Source organism: Albibacterium sp. (genome assembly GCF_035514885.1).
GTDB lineage: Bacteria > Bacteroidota > Bacteroidia > Sphingobacteriales > Sphingobacteriaceae > Albibacterium.
This window is the reverse complement of sequence record NZ_DATJCH010000024.1, coordinates 377,652-403,535: the sequence shown is the minus strand read 5'-3', so window position 1 is coordinate 403,535 and position 25,884 is coordinate 377,652. Positions and strand designations below refer to the sequence as shown.

19 protein-coding genes are annotated in these 25,884 nt (G+C 37.9%); 11 read left to right on the top strand and 8 right to left on the bottom strand.

Going from position 1 to position 25,884, the window contains the following annotated elements; translation table 11 throughout:
* Window positions 1-25: 25 nt before the first annotated feature.
* The 3 genes from glmS to typA all read left to right on the top strand — a co-directional run bounded on the left by glmS (window position 26) and on the right by typA (window position 4,538).
* Window positions 26-1,864, top strand: coding sequence for a glutamine--fructose-6-phosphate transaminase (isomerizing) (gene glmS, locus VL047_RS12900; RefSeq protein ID WP_325361179.1), 1,839 nt, complete (start codon window positions 26-28; stop codon window positions 1,862-1,864).
* A 78-nt stretch (window positions 1,865-1,942) separates the two neighbouring features.
* The gene (gene ispF / locus VL047_RS12895) at window positions 1,943-2,419 is read left to right on the top strand and encodes a 2-C-methyl-D-erythritol 2,4-cyclodiphosphate synthase (RefSeq protein WP_325361178.1); all 477 of its coding nucleotides are present in this window, start codon (window positions 1,943-1,945) and stop codon (window positions 2,417-2,419) included.
* A gap of 313 nt (window positions 2,420-2,732) precedes the next feature.
* Complete coding sequence (typA, locus tag VL047_RS12890; RefSeq protein WP_325361176.1) at window positions 2,733-4,538, top strand: translational GTPase TypA; 1,806 nt, start codon at window positions 2,733-2,735, stop codon at window positions 4,536-4,538.
* Window positions 4,539-4,608: 70 nt separating this feature from the next.
* On the opposite strand, the gene VL047_RS12885 is transcribed toward typA, so the two are convergent.
* The 3 genes from VL047_RS12885 to VL047_RS12875 are packed head-to-tail and all read right to left on the bottom strand — an operon-like array spanning window position 4,609 to window position 8,112.
* Window positions 4,609-6,090 carry a sodium:solute symporter gene (locus VL047_RS12885; protein ID WP_325361175.1) on the bottom strand — a complete coding sequence of 494 codons (1,482 nt, stop codon included), beginning with the start codon at window positions 6,088-6,090 and terminating at the stop codon, window positions 4,609-4,611.
* Between the two features lie 13 nt (window positions 6,091-6,103).
* The gene (murQ, locus tag VL047_RS12880; protein ID WP_325361173.1) at window positions 6,104-6,907 is read right to left on the bottom strand and encodes an N-acetylmuramic acid 6-phosphate etherase; all 804 of its coding nucleotides are present in this window, start codon (window positions 6,905-6,907) and stop codon (window positions 6,104-6,106) included.
* A gap of 23 nt (window positions 6,908-6,930) precedes the next feature.
* The gene (locus VL047_RS12875) at window positions 6,931-8,112 is read right to left on the bottom strand and encodes a DUF1343 domain-containing protein (protein ID WP_325361172.1); all 1,182 of its coding nucleotides are present in this window, start codon (window positions 8,110-8,112) and stop codon (window positions 6,931-6,933) included.
* 171 nt (window positions 8,113-8,283) lie between these two features.
* Here VL047_RS12875 and VL047_RS12870 point away from each other — a divergent pair, with 171 nt between their 5' ends.
* From VL047_RS12870 to VL047_RS12850, 5 genes are all read left to right on the top strand, one after another.
* Window positions 8,284-8,877, top strand: coding sequence for a sigma-70 family RNA polymerase sigma factor (locus VL047_RS12870; RefSeq protein WP_325361171.1), 594 nt, complete (start codon window positions 8,284-8,286; stop codon window positions 8,875-8,877).
* A 134-nt stretch (window positions 8,878-9,011) separates the two neighbouring features.
* Window positions 9,012-10,202, top strand: coding sequence for a FecR family protein (locus VL047_RS12865; RefSeq protein WP_325361169.1), 1,191 nt, complete (start codon window positions 9,012-9,014; stop codon window positions 10,200-10,202).
* Window positions 10,203-10,333: 131 nt separating this feature from the next.
* Window positions 10,334-13,780, top strand: a complete 3,447-nt coding sequence (locus VL047_RS12860; RefSeq protein ID WP_325361168.1) for a SusC/RagA family TonB-linked outer membrane protein — start codon at window positions 10,334-10,336, stop codon at window positions 13,778-13,780.
* Window positions 13,781-13,791: 11 nt separating this feature from the next.
* Complete coding sequence (locus tag VL047_RS12855; RefSeq protein WP_325361166.1) at window positions 13,792-15,213, top strand: SusD/RagB family nutrient-binding outer membrane lipoprotein; 1,422 nt, start codon at window positions 13,792-13,794, stop codon at window positions 15,211-15,213.
* 6 nt (window positions 15,214-15,219) lie between these two features.
* The gene (locus tag VL047_RS12850) at window positions 15,220-16,080 is read left to right on the top strand and encodes an endonuclease/exonuclease/phosphatase family protein (RefSeq protein WP_325361164.1); all 861 of its coding nucleotides are present in this window, start codon (window positions 15,220-15,222) and stop codon (window positions 16,078-16,080) included.
* A 63-nt stretch (window positions 16,081-16,143) separates the two neighbouring features.
* Here the strand turns inward: VL047_RS12850 and VL047_RS12845 are convergent, their stop codons facing one another.
* The 4 genes from VL047_RS12845 to VL047_RS12830 all read right to left on the bottom strand — a co-directional run bounded on the left by VL047_RS12845 (window position 16,144) and on the right by VL047_RS12830 (window position 23,038).
* A complete protein-coding gene (locus VL047_RS12845) occupies window positions 16,144-17,241 on the bottom strand; it encodes an AI-2E family transporter (protein ID WP_325361162.1) in 1,098 nt (365 codons plus the stop codon).
* Window positions 17,242-17,396: 155 nt separating this feature from the next.
* On the bottom strand, window positions 17,397-18,965 hold the full coding sequence (locus tag VL047_RS12840) for a SusD/RagB family nutrient-binding outer membrane lipoprotein (RefSeq protein WP_325361160.1): 1,569 nt from the start codon (window positions 18,963-18,965) through the stop codon (window positions 17,397-17,399).
* A 12-nt stretch (window positions 18,966-18,977) separates the two neighbouring features.
* Window positions 18,978-22,175 (bottom strand): SusC/RagA family TonB-linked outer membrane protein, encoded by a 3,198-nt coding sequence (locus VL047_RS12835; RefSeq protein WP_325361159.1) that lies wholly within the window; start codon window positions 22,173-22,175, stop codon window positions 18,978-18,980.
* Between the two features lie 449 nt (window positions 22,176-22,624).
* Complete coding sequence (locus VL047_RS12830; RefSeq protein ID WP_325361157.1) at window positions 22,625-23,038, bottom strand: hypothetical protein; 414 nt, start codon at window positions 23,036-23,038, stop codon at window positions 22,625-22,627.
* Window positions 23,039-23,668: 630 nt separating this feature from the next.
* On the opposite strand from VL047_RS12830, the gene VL047_RS12825 reads away from it, so the two are divergent.
* The 3 genes from VL047_RS12825 to VL047_RS12815 are packed head-to-tail and all read left to right on the top strand — an operon-like array spanning window position 23,669 to window position 25,495.
* The gene (locus tag VL047_RS12825) at window positions 23,669-24,022 is read left to right on the top strand and encodes a hypothetical protein (protein WP_325361155.1); all 354 of its coding nucleotides are present in this window, start codon (window positions 23,669-23,671) and stop codon (window positions 24,020-24,022) included.
* 1 nt (window position 24,023) lies between these two features.
* The gene (locus VL047_RS12820) at window positions 24,024-24,731 is read left to right on the top strand and encodes a peptidylprolyl isomerase (protein WP_325361153.1); all 708 of its coding nucleotides are present in this window, start codon (window positions 24,024-24,026) and stop codon (window positions 24,729-24,731) included.
* The gene (locus tag VL047_RS12815; RefSeq protein WP_325361152.1) at window positions 24,728-25,495 is read left to right on the top strand and encodes an exodeoxyribonuclease III; all 768 of its coding nucleotides are present in this window, start codon (window positions 24,728-24,730) and stop codon (window positions 25,493-25,495) included. The genes VL047_RS12820 and VL047_RS12815 overlap by 4 nt, the downstream gene beginning before the upstream one ends.
* Here VL047_RS12815 and apaG read toward each other — a convergent pair.
* Complete coding sequence (gene apaG / locus VL047_RS12810) at window positions 25,492-25,878, bottom strand: Co2+/Mg2+ efflux protein ApaG (RefSeq protein ID WP_325361150.1); 387 nt, start codon at window positions 25,876-25,878, stop codon at window positions 25,492-25,494. The genes VL047_RS12815 and apaG overlap by 4 nt on opposite strands.
* Between the last annotated feature and the right edge of the window lie 6 nt (window positions 25,879-25,884).

The following is a 25,884-nucleotide window of genomic DNA, read 5'->3' as shown; positions in this document are numbered from 1 at the left end:
TTTGTTTTTTTCATAACTAAAATATATGTGTGGTATTGTCGGTTACATCGGTCAGAAACAAGCTTGGCCAATCATAATAAAAGGATTAAAACGATTAGAATATAGAGGATATGACAGTGCCGGTATTGCACTTGTTAAACCAGATCAAATAAACACCTTTAAAAAGGCTGGAAAAGTATCCGTTCTAGAAACCTATGCAGCTGATAAAGATTTAAGCGGAACCGTTGGTATTGGTCACACAAGATGGGCTACGCATGGAGAACCATCTGACCGGAATGCACACCCCCATTCTTCTGGCAACAATCGATTAGCCATCGTTCATAACGGGATTATTGAGAATTATGCAATTCTAAAGGAAACTTTGATCAGCAACGGGCACGTTTTTGAAAGCGATACCGACACAGAAGTTCTTATCCACCTTATTGAAGATCTCCAGGTACAAGAACAATGTGATCTCACAGAAGCTGTTCGTTTAGCCTTAACGAAAGTAATTGGAGCCTATGCAATCGTGGTTGTAGATAAAGAACAACCTGATCAACTCGTAGCAGCTCGCAAGGGCAGTCCGTTAGTAATCGGCGTTGGTGAAGGTGAATACATTATTGGTTCAGATGCTTCCCCAATTATTGAGTACACACAAAACATCATTTATCTTAAGGATCTTGAAATTGCTACCATTACATGCAGTGGAATTGAAATTCGAACAGTACAAAATGAAATACAAACTCCTTCAATCCATAAATTAGAATTAAAGCTTGAAATGCTCGAAAAAGGTGGCTACGAACATTTCATGCTAAAAGAAATTCATGAACAAGCTATTACTGTACGCGATTGTATGCGTGGCAGAATTTATCCGAATGAAGGAAAAATACAATTAGGCGGGCTAAAAGATTTCGATGAAAAATTAAAAACCGCCAATCGCATTATCATCATCGCCTGTGGCACATCATGGCATGCAGGTCTGGTTGGTGAATATTTAATAGAAGAATACGCACGTATTCCTGTTGAGGTAGAATATGCCTCAGAATTCAGATATCGAAACCCTATCATTTCAGAGAATGATATCGTTATGGCTATCTCCCAGTCAGGAGAAACAGCCGACACATTAGCAGCATTAGAAATAGCCAAAGAACGTGGAGCAACCATTTTCGGAATTTGCAACGTAGCAGGCTCCTCAATAACCCGGTTCACAGACGCAGGAGTTTATACTCATGCAGGGCCTGAAATAGGTGTAGCTTCTACTAAAGCCTTTACCGCGCAGGTTACAGTTTTAACTTTAATTGCTTTCTACATTGCTCAATTAAAAGAAAAAATAAAGCCTTCTGCTCTTCAGGTTTTATTAACCGAGCTAGATAGCATTCCGGATTTAATCAAAGAATGTTTAGAAACAGAAGAAGCAACTAAATACATAGCCGAAGATATTAAAGATATAAGCAACAGTCTATATTTAGGTCGTGGAATCGGCTTTCCTATAGCCTTGGAAGGAGCTTTAAAACTCAAAGAAATATCATATATCCATGCAGAAGGATATCCGGCAGCCGAAATGAAACATGGTCCCATAGCCTTAATCGACGAAGGATTCCCGGTTGTAGTTATCGCTACAAAAAGCAGTTCATACGAAAAGGTTGTAAGTAATATTCAAGAGGTAAAGGCACGTAAAGGAAAAGTAATTGCCATTGTAACCAAAGGCGATGTTGACGTTCGTGAAAGTGCTGATTACGTAATTGAAATTCCAGATGCAAACGATGCTTTTCTTCCTTTGTTAGCTACCATACCTTTACAATTACTTGCTTATCATGTTGCTCTTTTACGAGGCTGTAACGTTGATCAACCACGCAACCTGGCAAAGTCGGTTACTGTTGAATAGCAAGAATCATGCTCATCAGTGCAATATTCTTGTTTCCTAAGATTCAATTATATATGTTTGATGCAATAAGTAAAAAACATGAAGATTAAAGTAGGATTCGGGTTTGATGTACACCAGTTAAAAGAAAATCATCCATTCATCATAGGAGGTGTTCAACTCGAACATCATTCAGGAGCATTCGGTCATTCCGACGCAGATGTTCTTGTTCATGCCATATGTGATGCTATTCTAGGCGCGGCGAATCTAGAGGATATCGGATATCACTTTCCAAATACAGATCCAAAATGGAAAGATATCCGCAGTACAATACTGTTAGAACACTGTGTAAATTTGTTAAAAGAAAAGGGATGGGGAATTGGGAACATCGATGCAATGCTTTGTATAGAAGCTCCTAAAATAAAACCTTACATTTCAGAGATGAAGAACAACATAAGTTTGGCTACAGGTCTTAGCACAGATGATATCTCAATTAAAGCAACGACAAATGAGACAATGGGATTTATTGGCCGAGAAGAGGGTTTGGTTGCTTACGCCGTTTGCTTAATTACAAAGTAATATCTACTTTTCCTTTATAGGCTCAGCAAAATCGCTGCAAGCATTACAAGTCTTACATGCCCCACCTTTCTTCGAAGGTTTAATATTTAGATAAACCGTCCGGATAAGGTACAATACTGCTATTCCAAACAGAGCTAATACGAGTATCAATTGGATGTCCATATTACAAACTTAGTGAATCAAAAGCATGCATTTGTCAGATTCATATAAAAAAAATAAAGGTACATCATAAAAAAAACAAGACCGCTAACAAATTTTTCCAATCCTAATAACTATCTTTGCGAAAAATTTCGAGTATCCTATTACCGATAAAATGCAGAAAATCAGAAATATAGCAATCATTGCCCACGTTGACCACGGAAAAACTACCCTTGTTGACAAAATCCTACACTCTACACATCTTTTTCGTGACAACGAACAAAGCGGTGTTTTAATTCTTGACAACAATGACCTTGAACGTGAACGAGGAATTACTATTGTTTCGAAAAACGTTTCTATTCAGTACAAAGACGTTAAGATCAATATCATTGATACTCCTGGTCACGCCGACTTTGGAGGAGAAGTTGAGCGTGTTTTAAAAATGGCAGATGGAGTAATCCTTCTCGTAGATGCTTTTGAAGGACCAATGCCTCAAACTCGTTTTGTAACTCAAAAAGCACTTGCACTAGGCCTAAAACCTATTGTTGTTGTAAATAAAGTTGATAAAGAGAACTGTCGTCCCGAAGAAGTTTATGAAGCAGTGTGGGAATTATTCTTCAGTTTAGATGCCAACGACGAACAATTAAACTTCCCGGTATTATACGGTTCATCCAAACAAGGATGGATGTCAACAGATTGGCAAAAACCAACCGAAGATTTCGTCCCTCTATTAGACGCAATTTTAGAATTCATCCCAGCCGCTCCAATAAACGAAGGTACTCTTCAAATGCAAATCACATCATTAGATTACTCATCTTTTGTTGGCCGTATTGCAGTTGGACGTGTTGCTAGAGGGGTTATAAAAGAGAACCAACCTGTTTCATTAATGAAGCGTGATGGAAAAATCATCAAATCCCGAGTTAAAGAACTTCACACATTTGTAGGTTTAGGAAAACTAAAAGTATCCGAAGTAAAAGCCGGTGATATTTGTGCAGTAGTAGGAATTGACGGTTTCGATATTGGCGATACCATTGCCGACTTTGAAAATCCAGAACAATTGGAGGTAATTCACATCGATGAGCCGACAATGAACATGCTATTCACCATCAACAACTCTCCTTTCTTTGGAAAGGAAGGTAAATTTGTAACATCGCGCCATTTGCACGATCGTTTATACAAAGAAATGGAAAAGAACCTGGCCTTAAAAGTTGTCCCAACAGACTCAGCTGATGCGTTCTTAGTATATGGTCGTGGTATTCTGCATCTTTCAGTTTTAATTGAAACCATGCGACGTGAAGGCTATGAGCTTCAAGTTGGCCAACCACAAGTAATTATCAAAGAAATTGATGGTAAGAAGTGTGAGCCTATTGAAGTATTAACTGTAGACGTTCCTGCAGAAGTTGCCGGTAAGGTTATCGAGTTAGTTACCCAACGTAAAGGAGAACTTCTTGTAATGGAAACCAAAGGAACCTTACAACATTTAGAATTTGAAATCCCTGCACGTGGAATCATTGGTTTACGTAATAACGTTTTAACCGCTACAGCAGGAGAAGCAGTAATGGCTCACCGTTTTAAAGATTACGAACCTTGGAAGGGAGTTATTCCAGGAAGATTAAGCGGTGTATTGATTTCAATGGAAAAAGGCACGACAACAGCTTACGCTATTGATAAATTACAAGATCGTGGTCGCTTCTTTATCGATCCAGGTGTTGATATTTATGAAGGTCAAATTGTTGGAGAACATATCCGTGATAATGATTTAACAATCAATATCACCAAAGGAAAACAATTAACCAACATGCGTGCTTCCGGAACAGACGATAATACCCGCATTGCTCCTGCTATTAAATTCTCATTAGAAGAATCAATGGAGTATATACAAGGTGACGAATATATTGAGGTTACACCAAAAAGTATCCGTATGCGTAAAATACATCTTCGCGAGGCAGACCGTAAAGTAAACTCTAAGAAGTACCAATAACAAGTTTTTTTTATATAAAAGCAAAGGCTGGATCAATGATCCAGCCTTTGCTTTTATATACCTTAATCTATTAAAATTTAAGTGGAACCTTAAGTCCCGGCTTACTTGTTATAAGAAGTATAGCCCACGTTAAGAACGCATTGATAACAATTAACTCGAAGCTCATTCCATAACCCACTGTACTCTCCAATAATAGCTTCAAACCATAAAGCAAAACAGGTGATAAAATACAGATGTATGGCACCAATGAATCTCTTACTGCCCGATTGGTAAACATTCCAAACACAAAAAGCCCCAGCAAAGGCCCATATGTATATCCTGCTGCAGTAAAAATTGCCGTTACAACAGAATCATCATTAATTACCCTAAATCCCAGAATCACCAATAGCATCAAGATCGAAAAACCTACGTGAACAGAAGTCCTTTGTCTAACCAGTTTTGGATCATTGGGGTTCTCCTTCTTATGAAAATTCAAAAAGTCAACACAGAACGATGTCGTTAGAGCCGTTAATGCAGAATCTGTTGTTGCAAATGTTGCAGCCGTAAGACCCATCATAAAAATGATACCCGGTAAAATAGGCAAGTAATTTAATGCGATTTCAGGAAATAGATGATCCGGAGTAGGCAGCGCTGCAACATCGATATTATTTTGAGCAGCATATAAATAAAGCATGGCACCAACCGACAAGAAAAATATATTAATAACCACAAAAACGAGTGTGAAAGAGAGCATATTCTTCTGTGCTTCACCAATCGTCTTCATACTGATATTCTTTTGCATCATATCCTGATCCAAGCCAAACATCGCTAAGGTTACAAACACTCCTCCCAGAAAAAGTTTAAAGAAATTCTTCGTATCCCCCATGAAGTTATCCCAGAAAAAGATCTTCGAATACGTACTTTCCTTTATAGCGTCAAAAGTTTCCACGAAGTTCATATTCAAACTTTGTGCAATAAAATAAATAGAAAGAACTACTGAAAACAACAAGAAAAATGTTTGCAAAAGGTCTGTTATAATAATCGTCTTCAATCCCCCCTTATGTGTATATATCCAAATCAATGTCAAACAAATTATTATAGTCACCGCAAAAGGCACATTCCATGCATCAAAAATAAAACGTTGAAGAATAATTGCCACTAAATACAAACGAAACGCAGAACCAATCGTTCTCGATATCAAGAAAATCATGGCACCGCTCTTATAGCTCATATGACCAAATCGTTGCTCCAAATACGTATAAATAGAGACAAGGTTCATCCGATAGTAAAGCGGCAATAAAACAAAAGCAACAATTACATAGCCAACAGCATTACCCAAAACAAATTGAAAATAGCTAAAACTACCTCCTCCTACAGCACCCGGAACTGAAATGAATGTTACTCCCGAGAGTGCTGTCCCAATCATCCCAAAGGCAACGATATACCATTTCGAATTTTTATTAGCAGAGAAAAAAGCAGAATTATCCGACTTCTTACGGGAGGTAAGATGTGCTACACCCACAAGAACGGTAAAATAAACGATCAGGAAGCTTAATAGTATAATTGGGGTCATACTTTAGAATTAATTATTTATAATTGGCAATAGCTGCACGGACACTCCCATACTTATTAAGTAAATCCGCAGCCACCTCATCGGTAGCGCCCGTTTCCTCTACAATCATTCTCACCCCTCTTGCCACTAACTTATTATTACTTAGCTGCATATCTACCATTTTGTTTCCCTTCACCCTTCCCAACTGAATCATGGTAGCGGTTGTTATCATATTCAATACCATCTTTTGTGCCGTTCCAGCCTTCATTCTGGTTGAACCGGTAACAAATTCCGGACCCACCACAATCTCTACCGCATAATCAACTTCAGCAGCTACTGGCGATCCAACATTACAGACAATACAACCAGTAGCCAAGCCCGCATTTTTAGCAGACCTTAATGCTCCAATCACATAAGGTGTTGTTCCGGAAGCAGCAATCCCTACCAATACATCCTTTTCATTAATAGAATACTCCAATAAGTCCTTCCATCCCTGTTCTGTATCATCTTCTGCAAACTCTACCGCTTTGCGGATTGCAGTATCACCACCGGCAATAAGACCAATTACCCAATCGAAGGGCACGCCAAAGGTTGGAGGACACTCAGAGGCATCTAAAATGCCTAAGCGGCCACTTGTACCTGCCCCAATGTAAAACAACCTACCCCCTTTCTTCATCCTGTCCACAATCACCGTCGTTAATGCTTCAATTTGAGAAATACTTCTTTGTACAGCCAGTGCCACAGTTTGATCCTCATTATTAATATTAACAAGAAGCTCCTGCACACTCATGTGTTCCAGTCCAGTATAATTTGATTCCTTTTCAGTCGTTAATTTCATTAATTAATTATTAAAGAAGTAAATTATTCAAAATCCGGATAAAGCAAGTATTTTTTCCGCATTATTTTATAGGCTGCTAAGTCTTCTTTCCAGGAATCCCGGATTTGCTTCTCGGTCATCCCGGCAATAATTTGCTTCCGTAACATATCAGTCCCTGCAAGCTTATCGAAGAAATCAGGCCTTGCGAAAAACTTATCCTTCATCTTAGATTTCTTATAAAAATCGATTAAATACTTCAATGTAAACTTTTCAGAAGCCGCTTCCACACCTCTCAAATCCAAACCATAGCACAGCTCTCCCTGCTGTTCCACATGCGCAGCCATCCCGGGTCTTACGCCCGGCGTAAAAGTAAAATCACCAAATACAGGGTTTGGATATCCTACTACCTGAAAAGGCCAATCCGTTCCTCTCCCTACACTAATATCAGTCCCTTCAAACAAACATAAAGACATATATAAACGTACTGAAGTATAATTAGGCAAACTCGGTGATGGTACTACCGGTAATTCATATTTCATAGTATGATCATAGTTCTTAACAGGAATAACCGTCAAATCACACTGAATACCATTCTCCAACCAACCCTCACCATTAATCATTTTTGCTAACTCTCCAACAGTTAAACCGTGAATCATTGCAACTTTATGATAGCTTACATTAGATTTAAACTTATCATCTTTTCTCACAGGTCCATCCACCTGATCACCATTCGGGTTCGGTCTATCCAACACAATAACCTTCTTTCCATTATCAGCACATAGCTGCATAATCTGATGCATAGAAACTACATAGGTATAAAAACGTGCACCCACATCTTGCAGATCAAAAATCATAACATCGATCGAATTGACAATCGAATCTGCTTTCTTATTCGTACCATAAAGCGAATGAAGCGTCAATCCTGTTTTTGCGTCCACATCATTACTCACACTTTCACCTCGCTCAATATCACCTCTAAAACCATGTTCCGGAGCAAACGCAAACCTAAGATCCACTTGGTTTTTCAATAATACATCCACCAAATGTTCATCTCCTGCTACCGATGTTTGATTTCCCATCAAACCCACTTTCTTACCTTTCAACAATGGAAGATATTCTTCAAGCCGATTTGCGCCCGGGATAATGATAGAATCAGAAACCATAGCTGGTACAGTCGTCAACATTGAAAAAACGAAAGAGATAGTAATCGATAAAACTGAAAGCATAATCAGAAAATAAGATAAGAAACAATTTCTTAAGCTAAGATATATTTTCTAAGCGACTTTTCTGGAATTGTCCTTTTAATTTAAGATTAATACAGGCTTAATATTAAGACAAACTTAAAGGCCTAGTTTTGTCTTAATTGAGCGGGTTGCTTAACATTAGTAATCATCAAATTGGAATCGTATTCAGACCAGCAGCTTTGGCGTTTATTGAAGAGCGGAGATAAGCAGGCTTTCGAGATTGTCTACCGTCGTTACGTACGCAGTCTCTATCGAGAAATTAGTAAACGTATTGATAGTCCGGATATAGCCGAAGACCTAACGCAGGATATCTTTCTGACACTTTGGGAAAAACGAGAATCCTATCAACCTAAAGGAGAAATTTTCCCATATCTGTATGGAATGACGATGAATCGCGTTCTAAACCATTATCGAAAAAATAAAATTCAACCTAAGTTTGTTGAGATATGGGAAAATTTATCCGATGAAATGTCTGATGCATCAGAACTGTCCGCTGCATTTCGACAGACCCAATCTGAAGAAATGGAAACACTGGTAGTCAATACAATTTCTTCCTTACCAGCGAGAATGTTGGAGGTTTACCAACTTCGCTATGAAAAAGAACTGTCGATTATAGAAATAGCAAAAACCTTATCTACATCTCCTAATACGGTTCACAACCAATTAAAAACCATCCGTAAACGTGTCTCAGAAGCCTTAAAGAACACCAGTTATATTCTATACCTGAGTTTTCTTATTCTATATTAACATTAAGCCAATGTTAACAAGATTACTAAATCATTAAATCGAGTTTTCGCAATAGCCGAAACTCCATTTTCTGTTCCTATATCAATAGCAGGCCGTTGAAAAAATTGCCGTATATGCTTATTAAATTATTATAGGTGAAAGAAAACATCCATCATTTATTAGAAAAATATAGTCGCAACGCCTGTACTAAAGAGGAGCTACACATCATTGAAGCTTGGTTTATTGAAACCGGAACGGAGAACGAAGGTGCCTTTTTAAGTGATGAACGCGTCGAGAGCATATTGAATAAACTGAAGAGTTCGCCTCAGTTTTCCGAGAAGTATATATCGGATGAAGCCACTCAAAAAAGAATCGTAACAATTAAATTCAGGAGACTGGCAAATCTACTATCCATTGCCGCTACTTTATTGATTTTTTGCGGTATCACATTCTATTTAATGAAAGAGAATACCTATCCAAAGGATGTGATTATGACTGATATCGCTCCGGGAGGAAATCAGGCTTATTTAACTCTTTCGGATGGAACGAAGATCGCTTTATCGGATACTACAAGTGGCAGGATTGCCGAACAACAGGGAGTTCAGATTACTAATGAAGGAACAGGCACATTAGTCTATTCAATGAATTTTAATGCAACAGACCCGAACACCCTATCTTTCCCGAGCAATGCTTACGACTATAATACCATAGAGACTCCACGAGGTGGTCAATATCAAATTATCTTACCAGATGGTTCTACAGCTTGGTTAAACGCTTCTTCTTCAATAACCTTTCCAGTGCAATTTTCATCATCCGAAAGAAAAGTAAAGGTGACTGGCGAGGTGTATTTTGATATCGCAACCCAGTATCAAAATACAGATCAAAAGAAGCGAACTCCCTTTCTGGTTGAAACCAGCAAGCAAACAATTGAAGTTCTGGGTACACAGTTCAATGTTAATGACTATCAGAACGATCAAATGGAGGTTACATTGGTAACCGGCCGAGTTAAACTAGTCTCCAAAGGCACAAATAAAGATGTATTCCTCTCTCCAGGCCAGCAAGCGCACGTTCGCAATCAGATCAATGTAATTCAGGCCGATATGGAAGAAGCACTTGCATGGAAAAACGGAGACTTCATTTTTAAAAATGAAAAATTAGAAACTATTCTAGAACAAGTGTCTCGTTGGTATGATATCGACATCAACTGTCCAGCACACTTGGCGTCATTGAAATTTAGTGGCATGGTATCGCGAAAGCGACCTTTATCTAGCATTCTAGCCATGCTTGAATCAACTGGTACAATAAAAGCAATTAGAGAAGGAAGGAGGTCCATTGTAATAGAATAACCAATTTAATTATCCCAGAACGATTAACTTAATAAAAAAACGGGGAGCGCTACTAACACCTCCCGCAGATTATAAGTTCATTCATTCCCTCATTTGAAAAAATAGAATAAAGAATTTACATCAACAAAAATATGAAATTTCAACCATTCATTCGTGTTATAAAAGCCACGATGATAATGCTTACCTGCTTTATAATGCAGGCATATGCAACATATGGTCAACGACTGACTATAAAAAAAGAGAACAGCAGTATTTCTGATGTTTTACGAGAAATTAGAAATCAAAGCGGATATGATTTCTTTTACGATGCGAATATTTTCAATAATGCTAAAAAGGTAAATATCGACGTTGAGGATGCCGATATCAAAGAAGTACTAGACAAATCTTTCGATAACAACTATACTTATACAATAGAAAATAAGATTGTCACCATCAGAAGAAACACTTCATCCAATGCCAATACTCCAACAAAAAAAGTACAACAAAACGGGCGTATTATTGGAAAGGTAACCAGTAGCTCTGCAATAGCTCTTGCAGGTGCAACTATTGAAGTTCCTGAACTGAACCGGAAAGTCATGACCGATGCTCAAGGTAATTTTACACTCGAAGTTCCTGCCGGCACTTATTCATTAAGAGCAACTTACTTAGGTCATGAAAATTTTGAAAAATCAGCAATCACAGTAGCAAACGGGTCAACCATAACGATAAATGCAGTGCTGATTGAGAGTAGTAATGCAATGCAAGAAGTAGTTGTAACAGCATTAGGTATTACTCGAGAAGAAAAAGAAATTGGTTATGCTCAACAAACAATTAATGCCGAACAATTATCAACTGCAGCTTCTACAAACTGGTCAGAAGGTTTAAAAGGCAAGGTTGCCGGTTTAAATATCATCAATGGCAATACAGGCCCCATTAACTCTCAAGCAATTCAATTGCGAGGTACAACCTCCTTGAGTGCCGGTGGCAATAACGCGTTAATCGTAATCGATGGTGTTCCGATGAATCAGGAAACAACTGCTTATGGTAATAACGTTGGTGCAGCTTATGGTACAGAAGCTCCGGTAGATTATGGAAATGCAATCTCTGAACTGAGACAAGATGACATTGAAAGTGTAAGTGTATTAAAAGGACCTTCCGCAGCGGCTCTTTATGGTTCCCGAGCTGCAAATGGTGCGGTCATTATCACTACAAAATCAGGCAAAAAGAACCAGAAACTGGGGATTGGCTTTAATTCAACAGCATTATTTGATCATATCATCAATTGGCCAAATTACCAATACGAATATGGTGGTGGGCGATTAAATGCCTTGGACGCAAATGGAGATCCTTATTATTCTTGGGGAGATTCAGAAGATGGGCCTCATACCAACACCCCAGCCGCTTGGGGTCCTAAATTCGAAGGCCAGCAGTTTTATCAATACGATCCTGCAACTCAAACTATGGGAACTGAACGTACAACATGGAAACCTTACAAAAATAACATGAAGGATTTTTACCGTACAGGTATGACCTTGGAAAACTCATTAACACTGCAAGGTGGTGACGATAAAGGGTCCATGCGTTTAAACCTGTCTCGTACTGATAATGAATACATTGCTCCAAACACAGGCTATAAACGTAACTCAGTTTCATTCAACGGAAGCTACGATATTACAAACCGTATCAAGTTATCATCTACAGTAAATTTCAATAATAGAACCAGCGACAATCTTCCCGGATTTGGTATGAGTAATGGTTCATTAGGTTATTTCATGATGTTTCTTTTACCAAACGTAGACATAAATTGGTATAAACCAATTTGGGAAAATGGCAAAGAAAACGTGAGTCAATCAAATCCTTTCTCCGCTTGGTCAAGTAACCCTTATTTCCTGATGTATGTTGATACAAACCCATTAAACAGTAATCAACTTGTAGGAAACGTTCGTGCAGATATCAAACTAACTAATAAGTTAGATTTGCTGGGTCGCGTATCGTATAACTCTCTTTCCCAATTACGTGAAACTCAACGTGGTTATTCAAGCAAAAAACATGCTCGCGGATATTATGGAAGACAAGATGTATCAAGTCAGGAAATTAACGCCGACTTCCTTTTAACTTATAAAGACCGAATTTCAGACGATTTCGATTATACAGTAGTTGGGGGTGCAAGTAAAATGACCTACGACCATCGCAATGTGATGTCATCCATCGACGCCTTAATCGTTCCCGGTGTATATACCCTGGCCAATGGAGTGAACAATCCACTTGTTAAAACTAATGACGCTAGAAAACATATCAATAGTCTTTATGGAATGTTTACACTGGGGTGGAGAAACAGTATTTACCTGGATATTACCGGGCGTAATGATTGGTCGAGCACCTTACCTAAAAATAACAATTCATATTTCTATCCTTCTGTTAGCTCCAGCTTTATCTTATCAGAGCTGATTAATTTACCAGAACCGATCAGCTTTTTGAAATACAGACTTTCTTATGCGAAAGTAGGTAGTGATGCAAATCCATATCAAACTTCAAAGTATTATTCTCAAAGTGGCTTTCCAAGTTCAGCGATTATGCCTTCATCGATGTTTAACGCAGATTTAAAACCAGAGGTAACATCAAGCTGGGAAACTGGCTTTGATCTTCGCTTACTGGACAATCGTTTGAGTTTAGATGCTACTTACTATATGTCAAGTACAGAAAACCAGATCCTTTCTTTACCGAATGATATTGTTACCGGATACAGCAGCCGAATTATTAACGCCGGAGAAGTTCAAAACAAGGGAGTAGAACTCGTTTTAAACGCTAAACCGATTCTTACTCCTGATTTTGACTGGAATGTGATGGTAAACTGGTCGACAAACGAAAACGAGATTATGGAATTAAACGATAATCTTGAAAAACAAACCTTATCATCAGTTTGGCAAGCATCATTGATCGGTACCGTGGGTGGACGTACCACAGATCTTTGGGGACCAAAGTTTCTCCGCGACGATGCTGGTAATCAGGTTTTCGAAAATGGTATTCCTGTAAGAACAAGCACCGCAGAATACATCGGAAACATTGCTCCCGATTGGAAAGCCGGTCTAACAAACACCTTTCGATATAAAGATTTTCGTTTAAGCTTCACCTTAGATGGACAGTATGGTGGTCTGATTTATTCAGGCACCTATAACCGTTCTTCCTGGGACGGATTTACAACAAATACCATTCCGGGTCGTGAAGAAGGATTTATCATAGGCGATGGAGTAATGAGAAATGCAGATGGTTCTTATTCACCGAATACTGTAAAAGCAGCAACAAACTCTTACTGGAGTCAATATCACCAAATCGCTGAAGCCGGTGTATTTGATGCTAGTTTTATTAAAGTTCGCGACGTATCGGTAACCTATAATCTACCGAAAAGATTTGCTAAATCTATCTATGCTAATAACTTATCCTTAACGGCATTCGGACGAAACCTTGCCGTTTTCGATAAATTCCCATTCTGGGATCCAGAAGGTGGTACCATGAATGGTACTGTTTTCGTACCAGGTCTGGAAATGGCTCCGATGCCGTATACAGCCACTTATGGTCTTACTTTAAAAGCTGACTTTTAATCTTATTTAGAATGAAAAAGATAAAAATATTTATAACGGCATGCTTGTTTTTAAGTTTCTCAAGCTGTACCGATAATTTCGAAGACATCAATACAAACCCAAACCTGATCGACCAGATCAGTCCCGGCACCTTATTAAATGAGGTAATTTATAACATGGCATCCAATAACTTGACAAACCACTATAATGTGAATGCACAGTTAATGCAAGTTCAGCTTTCTTATCCTCAATATTATGCTGGCATCCAACGTTATGAAATTTTGGAAACAACTGGTAACTCGCAATGGAATGCCGGATATAAGTGGGTTAAAAACCTACGCGAAATGCTTAAAACAGCCGAGGCAGAACAGGCAGCTAACTATACTGCAATTGGACTTACCTTAAACGCATGGATTTATTCAAATCTTACAGATACTTTTGGAGATATCCCTTTCTCCGAAGCATCGCAGGCAGAAGACGGTATCTTGCAACCAAAATATGATACCCAAGAGGATATCTATACGCAGATCTTAAAGGATTTAGCAACGGCAAATTCTCTTTATGATCATACACAGACCATGAACTATGGTACCGATATCCTCTTTGCGAATGATACCAGAAAATGGCAAAAATTCACCAATTCACTTCGCTTAAGATTATTACTACGTACATCAGATGTTCGCTCCACTTCATATTCAGAAATGAAAGCGATTCTTCAGGACCCAGTTGCCAATCCAATCATTAGCCAAGCTGGTGATGCTGCTATATTATTAATAACAGGTGTTACCCCAAACATCTCTCCTTGGTCTCGTGCCCTGGATTTTAGCAACCAACATGCTGTAGGAGAATTCTTTATGGGTGTATTGAATGACCTTGAAGATCCTCGTCGTCCTTTTATTGCAGGCCAGGCAGTTAAAAATACTGTACCAATTGGCTACAAAGGCATTCCAAGTGGTTATGACGAAACCAACTTTGATTATTCACCATCTTATATGAATAACCAGCAGGTGGTAGCACCTATGATTATCCCAATTTTAACCTTAGCAGAAGTTGAGTTTATTCAGGCAGAACTAGCCCAAAAAGGACATTGGAGCGATGCAGAAGGTCACTTTAAATCAGGAATACGTGCTGCAACTGAACTTTGGACAAAACAATCACTTCCCGATAGCTATTTCAATAACCCATTAGCTAATTATGATGGCACATTGGAGAGAATTATCCTACATAAGTATTTAGCAACATACTTCACAGATAACCAACAATGGTCAGATTATCGTCGTACCGGATTTCCAGAACTTCCAAGAACAAGCAGTATGCTGAACGATGCAGTTTTACCTTCACGTCTTTTATATCCGGATGTACAGAAAATATACAATCCTTCGAATTATGAGGCAGCTGCCCAAAAAATGGGTGGCGACGAAATAAATTCAAAAGTATGGTGGGATATTAATTAAACAGAAATGAAATCTAAAAAAACAATACTCGCTTATATAGCTTGCTTTTTCTTCATTTTCTTATTTCAATCAGCAAAACCGATTCCAGCAAGTTTCCGTGTAGCTGCATATAACATTCGCTACAACGCACAAATGGATGTTGAAAGTGGCAATGCCTGGGATACACGCAAGGCACCTTTGGCAAGACTAATCAGACAACATGCATTTGATATTGTAGGTACACAAGAAGGAGATGCAGGTCAAATAAATGACCTAAAAGAACTTCTTCCAGCCTTTGACGTTGTTGCTCATCCTTATGGAGGTACTGGAGATTCGCATAATGCAGCGATCTTATACAAAAGAAATCAGTTTACACTACTCGATTCTGGTGTATTCTGGTTAAGCGAGACACCGGAAATTCCAAGTATTGGTTGGGATGCCACTGATCGCCGAATCTGTAACTGGGGAAAGTTTAAAGAGAAACACTCCGGCAAGGAATTCTTTTTCTTCAATGTTCATTTCTATTGGCGTAAACAGATTGCGAAACAAGAATCAGGACCGCTAATCGCTAAAAAGATTAAAGAAATTGCAGGTGATACACCGACAATCATAACGGGCGACTTTAACTCAACTCCTCAAACTTCTCAGATTGCTGCTATAAAAGAAGTTTTAAACGATGCTTATGAAGTAACGAAAACTGAAAGACAAGGAGTAGAAGGAACCGGTTTTCCGGGAGGTGTGTTTCAAGGCAAACCAGGCGGTCGCATTGACTATGTATTCGTAAGTCCCCAAATTCAGGTTTACGATTATAAAGTGTTGTCAGATATCTATAATGACAATCGTTATCCTTCAGATCATTTACCGGTGACAAGTTTCATCGAGTTCTAATCTTTTCAAGGCATAACATTTAAAAACAAAGCCAATCCTGATAGCAGGATTGGCTTTGTTTTGTTATTTCTTCGAACCTTTCTTTTCCTTCAACCATCTGTAAAACCATTTAGAAGGTCTTTCATCAGCCGAGTCACCAATCAAATAACCGTAAGGCTTAAATTCATCCGTATGATCAAAAAGTATTTTGGCCATACTCAATAAAGGGACAAATAGAACCATTCCGGCAATCCCCCAAATATAGCCTCCACAGATTATTATAAGAATAGTAGCTAATGCACTCAGATTGACTTCTCCACCCATAAAAAAGGGTGTTACAAAGTAATTATCGATTCCTTGAATGATGCTGAAAGTGATTATAATCCAAAATACAGGTTCAAAGCTATCCTTAGTTACCAAAGCCATAATTACCGGAAATACCCCAGCCAATATCGGCCCTACATAAGGTATAATATTAACCACTGCAGCTACTGCGGCCAACAGCAATGCATTTTGCACTCCAATCACTAACAATACTATAAAGTATAAGATAAAAAGGATCACGATTGAGATCATTCTCCCAAATAAATACTGTTGTGAAACATTGGTAATCCTATTCAAGATTTCATGCTTCTCACCCTTTTCCTTTCCCTTTATAATCTGCATAAAGAATGAGCGATACCTTTCCTTATCAAATAGTAAAAGGAAAGTAACCACAAGCATTATAATTGTCTGTACTACTAAACCTGACACACCTTTTAAGAATGCACTAAGGTAAGAAGCCGATAATTCTCCCAGATTCTTAACTTGGTTTTGCAGATATTCCTTTTGTGAACTAATCGGATAATTAAATTTCATTTCAATATAGTCGTGAAATTGCAGAATTAGCTCATTAGCACGCTCCTCAATTCTTGGTAGCTCTTCACGTATATTTGTAACTTGTCCAACCAAAATTAATGCTGTAAGACCAATAATTGTCAATAAAATAATCAGGCAAACGATCGTTGAGAATACCCTTTTGAAACCTTTCTTATCAAGGTAATCTACCAAAGGAGACAGCAGCATAGAAAGTAAGGCAGCAAACGTAATTGGAATTAAGATAGGCCGGCCATATATTAACACAACAACCAACAGTATCCAAAACAGCAGAAATTGATTGATCTTTATATATGAGTTTTTCATAAAGAGTTATCTCAATTTTAACTTTTCAACAGCAGGTATAGCGAGATTGTTTTATAAGCCTGGCTTTTCATAAAAATGTAATAACAAAAAAAGAGGATGACACCAACGCCATCCTCTTTCAACTACTAGAAATATTTAAATTCTATAAATCAATATTAACGAGTACCACCCGCCCACCATACTGGCTCAGTGTATACATATTGGCCATCTCCATACGCTGCTTGAATTGCAGGATTGGTTGTAGTATCATCATTACCATAAGGTAAACGTAATGGGAATTTACCAGGGTTATCCAACTCTATAAAGTTCTCACCCAGGGCCATCATACGACGAATATCATTATAAGTCTCTGTCGATTCACCCGATGCACCAAAGAAAGCTATGTACTTTTGATTCATAATCTCTTTCAAAGGATTTGCGACGAACAATGGTTTAACATCCACGTCAAAATAAGTTGCAGCTTCTTCTGGTGTTACAGCGTCTGCAGTTTCTTCTAAACCACCATAACCACCAGGTGTTGGAGCAGTTAAGCCCGCTACCACATTTACTTCAGTATTTGCAATACCAGCAACTACAGCAGCTTTCAAAACAGGTTCAATCGCTGCAGCCCCACTACCCAATCTGGCCATTGCTTCGGCTTTCAAGAATAATAATTCATGGTAGCTTAACAATAAAGTAGGTGCAGTTTGTGAAAATACAAAAATTGAAGTATTGTAATAATATTGTACTTGTTCGTTCTCGCCGTTTGGAGCCATAAGTTCGTATGCCGCCTCAGAAGCTGGATTGTCAACTTGTACCCAATCAGCATCAACGAATACACGACGTAATCGTGGATCATTACGTTCAATTAATTTATCCGCCATACTACGGCTCGCTGCTAAACCATCACGACTCCATTGAAAATCAAATAAAGGATTCAAATTACTCTCATCGTAGATTGAAAATGCAGCTTGTTCTGATGCAGATGCAAATGATTTATCTACGTTATCAATAACAGCTTGCATATCAGCGTTCATATTTGTCGAACGATTCATCAAACGCATGGTATACCTTGCCTTTAAACCATAAGCAAATTTTAACCATTTACTAGCGTTCCCATTATATAGTAAATCATAAGCACCGGGACCTCCAGATGAATGACTATCCGTTTTTTGAAGATCTGTGATAGCATTATCAAGATAAGTCATGATATCACCATAGATTGCTTCCTGAGCATCGATCTTGGGAGTCAAACTTACCTTATAATCACCAGCTTCAGTCCATGGTGTATCACCATATAAGTCGGTAAGCAATGCCAAATTATAAGCAGCTAAGACTTCTGCCATTCCTTTTGTAACATCATTACCCTCTTGGGAACCACCTACAGAACATTTCTCAATGATAACCTTCGCATTCTTAAGAGTAGAATACAAAGAACCCCAAGTGTTGTTAAAAGTAGAAGCCGATGAAGGTTCACTTTGTCTCATTTCTGCATAATACAGCTGATTATGCGTTCCCACTTCTTGTTCAACATAGGCAGATGTATAAGTATTAATATCCCCTCCAGCATTCTGAAAAGCCGTACTTGTAATTACATCTGCTAATATGAACTTTGCCTGCGCATCGGTAGAATGGTTGTTATCTTTATTAATATCATCCATTATATCTTTAGAGCAGCTCGCTAGGACTAGTGGCATTGCGACTAGTACCCATGCATATTTTTTGATACTTGATATAAATTTCATTTTCAATGTCTTTTAGAATTTCAAATTTAACCCCAAACCGTAGCTAGAAGTTCCTGGCAAAGAAAAGCGCTCGAATGCTCCTCCCATATTAGTATTAGCTTGAGAAGCTTCGGGGTCTAAACCTTTCATCTCAGACCATAGCAATAAATTCCGAGCAAATAAATTAAGGTTTAATGTAACACCCTTTTTATCATAAACTGGGTAACCTAATGACACTTCTCTTAACTTAACAAACGAGTTGTCATAAATCATAGATTCAGAAATCGTATTTAAAACTGAGTAATAGTCTTGAGCATCCTCTCCTGGAATCATGATATCATTTTTTGCATAAGTAGGATTGCCCTCAGAATCTGTACCAGAAACTTTAACAGCATCTAAAGGAAATAAAAATGATGTTCCTGCCTCACGTGTATTAGCAGAGATTTGACTAACACCATAGAAATCCAATAGACCTAATGTACCACTGTACATTTGACCTCCTTGTTTCCAATCCAGAACTGCAGATATTCTGAACTTCTGAATCTCTAAAGAGGTATTAAATCCTAATTGAAAATCAGGAGATACGCGACCTATAACCTTCTCTTCACCAGATTGCGGATAACCGCTTTCATCTACAACAATTTGCCCTGCCTCATTTCTAGCATAGCTTATACCATAGATAGTAGGGAATTTTTCACCGATACTTGCTCTAACTTGTGGCTCAACGAATCCACCTAAGAAAATACTATTTACACCAGTAGCTAACTCATCAACATAGTTGTCGACCTTTGAAAAGTTAAATGCAAAGTTCCATCTCAGATTATCTCTGTTGATTGGTCTGAAACCTAGTGTTACTTCATGAGAGTTGGTATGAATAGACCCTCCGTTAGTTACGAAAGACTCAGAACCAGTAGAACCTGCTAAGGGCACCTCGAATATTTGGTCTTTCACATTTTGACGAGAAAATGTGTAATTCAAAGTTGCCAAACCATCAAGAAATGTTAAATCTGTTCCAAATTCATATGATCTTGTATTCTGTGGTTTTAAATTTGGATCATAAACAATATCGTAAGGAGTATAAGCAACTACACTACCGATTGGATATTGAATAGGGGTACCACTAGAGAAACCACCACCATATACCGGAGTTGAGTAATATGAATCATAATATTCACCGGCCTGACCAACTTCAGCATACGAAACTCGAATCTTACCAAAACTTAATGCACTGTCTTTCAAATCACCTAGTTCTGTGAACACCCATCCTAAAGATGCTGATGGGTAATAAAATGAGCGGTTATCTCTCGGCATGGTTGAAACAATATCGTTACGCCCTGTTAAATTTAAATATAACATACTCTTATATGCTAATGACAAATTAGCAAAAGTACCAACAGTGCGTTTCTTCAAACGTTCTTCAGATGCATTATATACAGACGCATTATCAATATGATTCCAGCCAGAGAAGTTAAAGTTAGACCCCTTAGCATAGTTATATTCACTATTTCTATCTACAAATTCATTACCAATTAAAGCATCAAACACCAAGTCATCATTGATATCCCAAGTATAGGTACCAGTTAATAAAGAGTTAAATTCATTTACAGTATAAGTTTGATTTGTAATCTCCCCTAATCCATTGGAATGTCCGTAACCAAATAAATCTACATAACCTGTTGTATAAGAATCAGCTCCTAATTGATATTTGATATTTATCTTCTGATTATCTGTGCCTAAATCACTGCTATACTGCACAAATCCATTTCCAAAAAAACGTTGGTTTCTTTCGTTAAACTTATTGTTTTTAATACCCCAGTAAGCTCCGTCAAAACCACCAGTTCCACGATAGGTATTTTGAGTATAGGGGTCACCTTCTATAAAAGGAGGAATCCCAGCTAAATCATAACTTGGTGGAGCTCCATATACAGTTGCAACAACACCATCATTAGCAGAAGATTGTTTTCTTATTTTAGAATTCACATAGTTTGCAAAGAAACCGGTAGACCAATGATCACTTAATTTCGCTTGACCCGATAATTTTACATTATAGCGATTTAATCCGGTTGAAGGAACAATACCGCTTGAATTTGTATTACCAAGACTAAATGCATAACTACCTTTTTCAAAACCTTGAACTACGTTAATGGAGTTACTAAAAGTAGAACCTGTTTGGAAAAACTCTTCAGCATTATGATAAACTTGAGGTGTAGTCCAAGGATCTAAGCCAGCTTTAGCTCTAGGTACTGAATAGTATTTCCCCTGAGATGAACTATTACCTTGAGAATAGGTATTATCTACATTACCACCATAAGTTGGATCATTAGGTAGTTCAGTAAGAAGAGGGCCCCAAGATGTAGATGCAGAAGGATTAAATCTTCCACCAGTTCCCTGTGCATATTTTGTTTGAAAATCTGGTAATACAGCGATTTCATCAAAAGATGCAGTAGAGTTAAATGTAATCACGGGTTTACCAATAGGTGCATTCTTCCCGCTCTTAGTTGTAATGATAATTACACCATTAGTAGCTCTCATACCATATAAAGCAGAAGCAGCCTGACCTTTTAAGATATTGATACTTTCAATATCATTAGGATCTAAATCCACACCTCTATTTGCAAAGTCAGTTCCGGTTACTGATTGACCAGTACTCATATCGATTGCAGAATTAATTGGCATCCCATCTACAACGTACAATGGAGTATTATCTCCTGTAAATGAACGCGATCCTCTGATTGTAATCTTTGATGACGCACCTGGCATACCAGAAGATGGTGCAATAGAAACACCCGAAACTTTACCCTGCATTGCTCCTGCTAAATCAGTGCTTGCACCATTTGACAATGCTTCAGCATCTAGATTTTGAGTTGCGTAACCTAATGCTCTTTTTTCCTTAGTAATACCTAAAGCCGTTACCACAACTTCTCCTAATTGAGTAGCATCTGAAGCCAAACTTACATTAACTGTGGTTTGATTTCCAATTGTAACGCTTTGTGCTACAAAGCCAATAAATGAAAAATTAATAGTAGTCGCTGTAGCTGGTACAGTTAAACTGTAACGCCCATTAACATCTGTTTGTGTTCCTACAGTGGTTCCGGGTACTTGTACTGTTACCCCAGGAAGAGATGAACCATCCTCCTGTGAAATTACAGTACCGCTTACAATCCGTTGTGCGAATGCTGATCCTATCAGCATTATTCCCACCATGAAGAAAGCTAGTAGTTTTTGTTTCATGTGTTTTTGTTTTTGTTAGAAATTTTACTCGATTTTTATTGTCTTCGATAGACAATAAGTCTTCAGGACTAAGAATTTGAGGTCGTCCCAATGCCCTAATTATATATTAAAATGTAGATTTTCTCACCTATATACCGTCCTCCTTTCATCTTTAGTAAAAAGAAATTGTCCAAAGATAAGTATACTATCTCTAAAAGCCCGCAAAGGTATTACTATTATTTAATAATAAAATTATATAAGACACTTTCTTAAATACCTCAAAAACAAGGATTTTATATTCAACGTCTAACAAAAACAAGGATATATTGTTTTACCCAATTAAAAAATTATCGTAAAATAAAAATGACACACCGTTCGGGTGTGCCATTTTTCTGTTGATTTTACTTATTATGTTGAAATATTTCTTCTAGTATTGCAATATTTCTAGTAAAGAAACTTCTTATTAATTACTATTGAGCTGGTGCTGTAACCGATGGAGCTTCTTCCGCTGGTGCTTGTGCTTCTGGGGCAGTTTGATCCATTGGAGTAGCTTGTTCAGCTGGTGCAGCTTCTACTGTGCTAGCTGCTTCACCTGCCTCATTCAAATTCACTACACGGTTCTCATCACCTTTTTGTAAGGAGATCTCATAGGTTGTAACCCCTCCAGCTTGAATTGAATAAGCTTCTTTAACAGTCCATTCAGAATAATCATCACCTGCTAAAGCTGTTTTCACTGCATCAGGTAAGTCTTGTGCGTCTACTGGAGTTTTATCTTGCAGATTTATTACAATCGCCGAAGCTACTGGAGTTTTAATTGTTTCTGCATTTACGGTTGTCATTCCGGCGAAAGCCAATACTGCGGCTGATAACATGATCTTTTTCATTTTTATACTTTTAAAATTTATTGTTCTGTTAATTGCTAAAGTATATGGAAAGACCATGCCAACTGCTTATAATTAGCTTTAAAGCAACAAGAAACCCATATTTTGAAAAAATTCCCTTAATAAATGGGTATTCAGTTCCACAATCTGAGGTAAAACTTACTTCGAAATTATTCACACACCACTAACTTACAATGCTTATAACTGATTTTACTCAAACAGGCACCAAACAGGGGTCAAACAGGGACCAAACAGGGGCAAAATTCGCATATTACCCCTGCTTGGTCCCCGTCTGGTTCTTGTTTAACCTATGTTAAACACATATTTTAATTATAAAAGGTAAGGAGATATTACTTTAGGGATATTTGCAGTTAAAACAAAAGGAGGTTATTTCTCAACAACCTCCTTTTCAGATACTAAAACAAACTATACTTAATAAAGATTTTTTAAGTGAATCTTCCTAACACGGTTACTGTGTTAAATGAAAAATCTATGCCACAAAAAATCATACCGCATATAAACCCACTAGATTCACTATTTGATTAAAAAGAGTATTTTTCCAGATCAATTGATGTGTACAATTTCCCCGTTTTGTCGCTTCAAACCACAATTCAAAATCAGTACCTTTGTAAAATGAATATAGCAACCGTAAACAAAAGGTGGCCCGAACTCCAATTAAAAATAGTGGAGGATTTCGACGTGGATACACCAGATATACAAAGTTTCCTGTTTCTAATTGGTATTCAGGAACTAGGACAGGGACCCAAAAAGTTCAGTAAGCGTGAAAAAGAGGAACTTATGCATATTGCTAACTGCAAACTTTTTAGTGCAATGGGATTCTATGAATTAGAAGGACTGGACCAAGATGGCTGGCCTCATTGGAAATTAACAAAAACGATTCCCAACTATACAATCTTAGAGCAGGAAATGATTATGAAATCGTTAATCATCAATTACTTTGATGAAATGGAACTTGATAACATATAATATGCTAAAAAGAATAAGTATCTTATTAATTCTAAGCCTGCTATCTATCTCATCTTGGGCTGCAAAACCAAGAAATGAGTACGTACGCATCCGTACAGATTATGGCGTATCCATCGTTAAACTATACAATGAAACACCTCTCCATCGCGATAATTTTGTAAAGCTGGTTAAAGAAGGTTTTTATAATGGTCTGCTGTTTCATCGGGTTATTAAAGACTTTATGGTTCAAGGTGGAGATCCAGATTCTAGGGATGCTGCAAAAGGAGTTGAATTAGGCGAGGGGGACTTAGACTATACCATTCCGGCAGAGTTTCGAGATAGTTTGTTCCATAAAAAAGGAGCGCTGGCAGCAGCTCGAGATGAAAATCCGGACAAAGCATCTAGCGCAGCGCAGTTCTATATTGTAGAAGGTAAAACATTTACAGATGGTGCTTTAGATAGTTTAGAAACTCTGCGTATGGACGGAAGAAAAATACCTAAATACCAACGAGAAGTTTATAAAACTATCGGAGGTGTTCCTTACCTCGATCAAAAGTATACCGTTTTTGGAGAAGTTATAGAAGGAATGGATATGTTTGACAAACTGGAGGATGTGCCTACCGACTCATTAGACAGGCCTCTTGCAGACCAGAAGATGGAAATCACAGTATTAAGACGAGGAGAAGTACGCCGTTTGGAAAAAGCGCTGGCAAAAGCAAAATCATCATGAAGATAGTTACCTATAATGTAAATGGAATTCGCGCAGCTATGCGAAAAGACTGGTTGTCTTGGGTAAAAGCAACTGATGCGGATATCATTTGTTTACAAGAAATTAAAGCATCTCCAGACCAATTAATGGATTTGCTTTTGATCGAGCAACTGGGTTATGAACATTATTGGTATCCAGCAGAGAAAAAGGGTTATAGCGGAACAGCTATTCTCACTAAAAAGAGCCCGAAACATGTTGAATATGGCTGTGGGGAAAGTGATTACGATAAAGAAGGCAGGATAATCAGAGCTGACTTTGATGAATTCTCTGTCATTAGTGCTTATTTCCCATCAGGCTCAAGCGGTGATTTACGCCAAGAATTTAAGTATCGATTTTTAGATGATTTCCAACAATATAGCAATAAGCTATTAACAGATATTCCAAACCTGATTGTTTCCGGAGACTATAATATCTGCCACCGAGCAATTGATATTCACAATCCAAAATCGAATGCAAAATCTTCAGGTTTCTTACCAGAAGAACGTGAATGGATGGAAGGTTTTATTGCTTCAGGTTATGTAGATTCCTTTCGCTTTCTAAATCCAGACCCTCATCATTATACATGGTGGAGTTACCGAGCTAATGCAAGAGCTAAGAATTTAGGCTGGCGAATTGATTATAATATGGTAAGTAAACAATTAAGTGATAAGATTAAACGTTCGGTAATTTTAAAAGATGCCTTGCACTCAGATCATTGTCCGGTACTTCTAGAAATGGCATTTTAATTCATTCGGAAAGGAGCAACCAAATCAAAGCGCGGGATGTTGACATCGAATATAATTCCGTCTATTTCACGAAGCATTTGGTAGCTCCCTTCCATATAACCCATTTCACTTTTTAAATTACATCCTGATACATAATCATACTGTTCGCCTGGTTGAATAACAGGTTGAAGACCCACTACCCCTTCACCATCAATTTCGCGCTTAGTTCCACTAGAGTCATAGATTAACCAGTGTCTGCGTAATAATTGTATGCTGTGAGGACCTAGATTTTCGATTGTAATGTGATAAGCAAACATGAAATGATCGTTCCCCGGATTTGAGTATTCCGATTGGTAAACTGTTTCTACAGTAACTTTAACGCCATCCGTAATCTGTGTAATCATTCATTG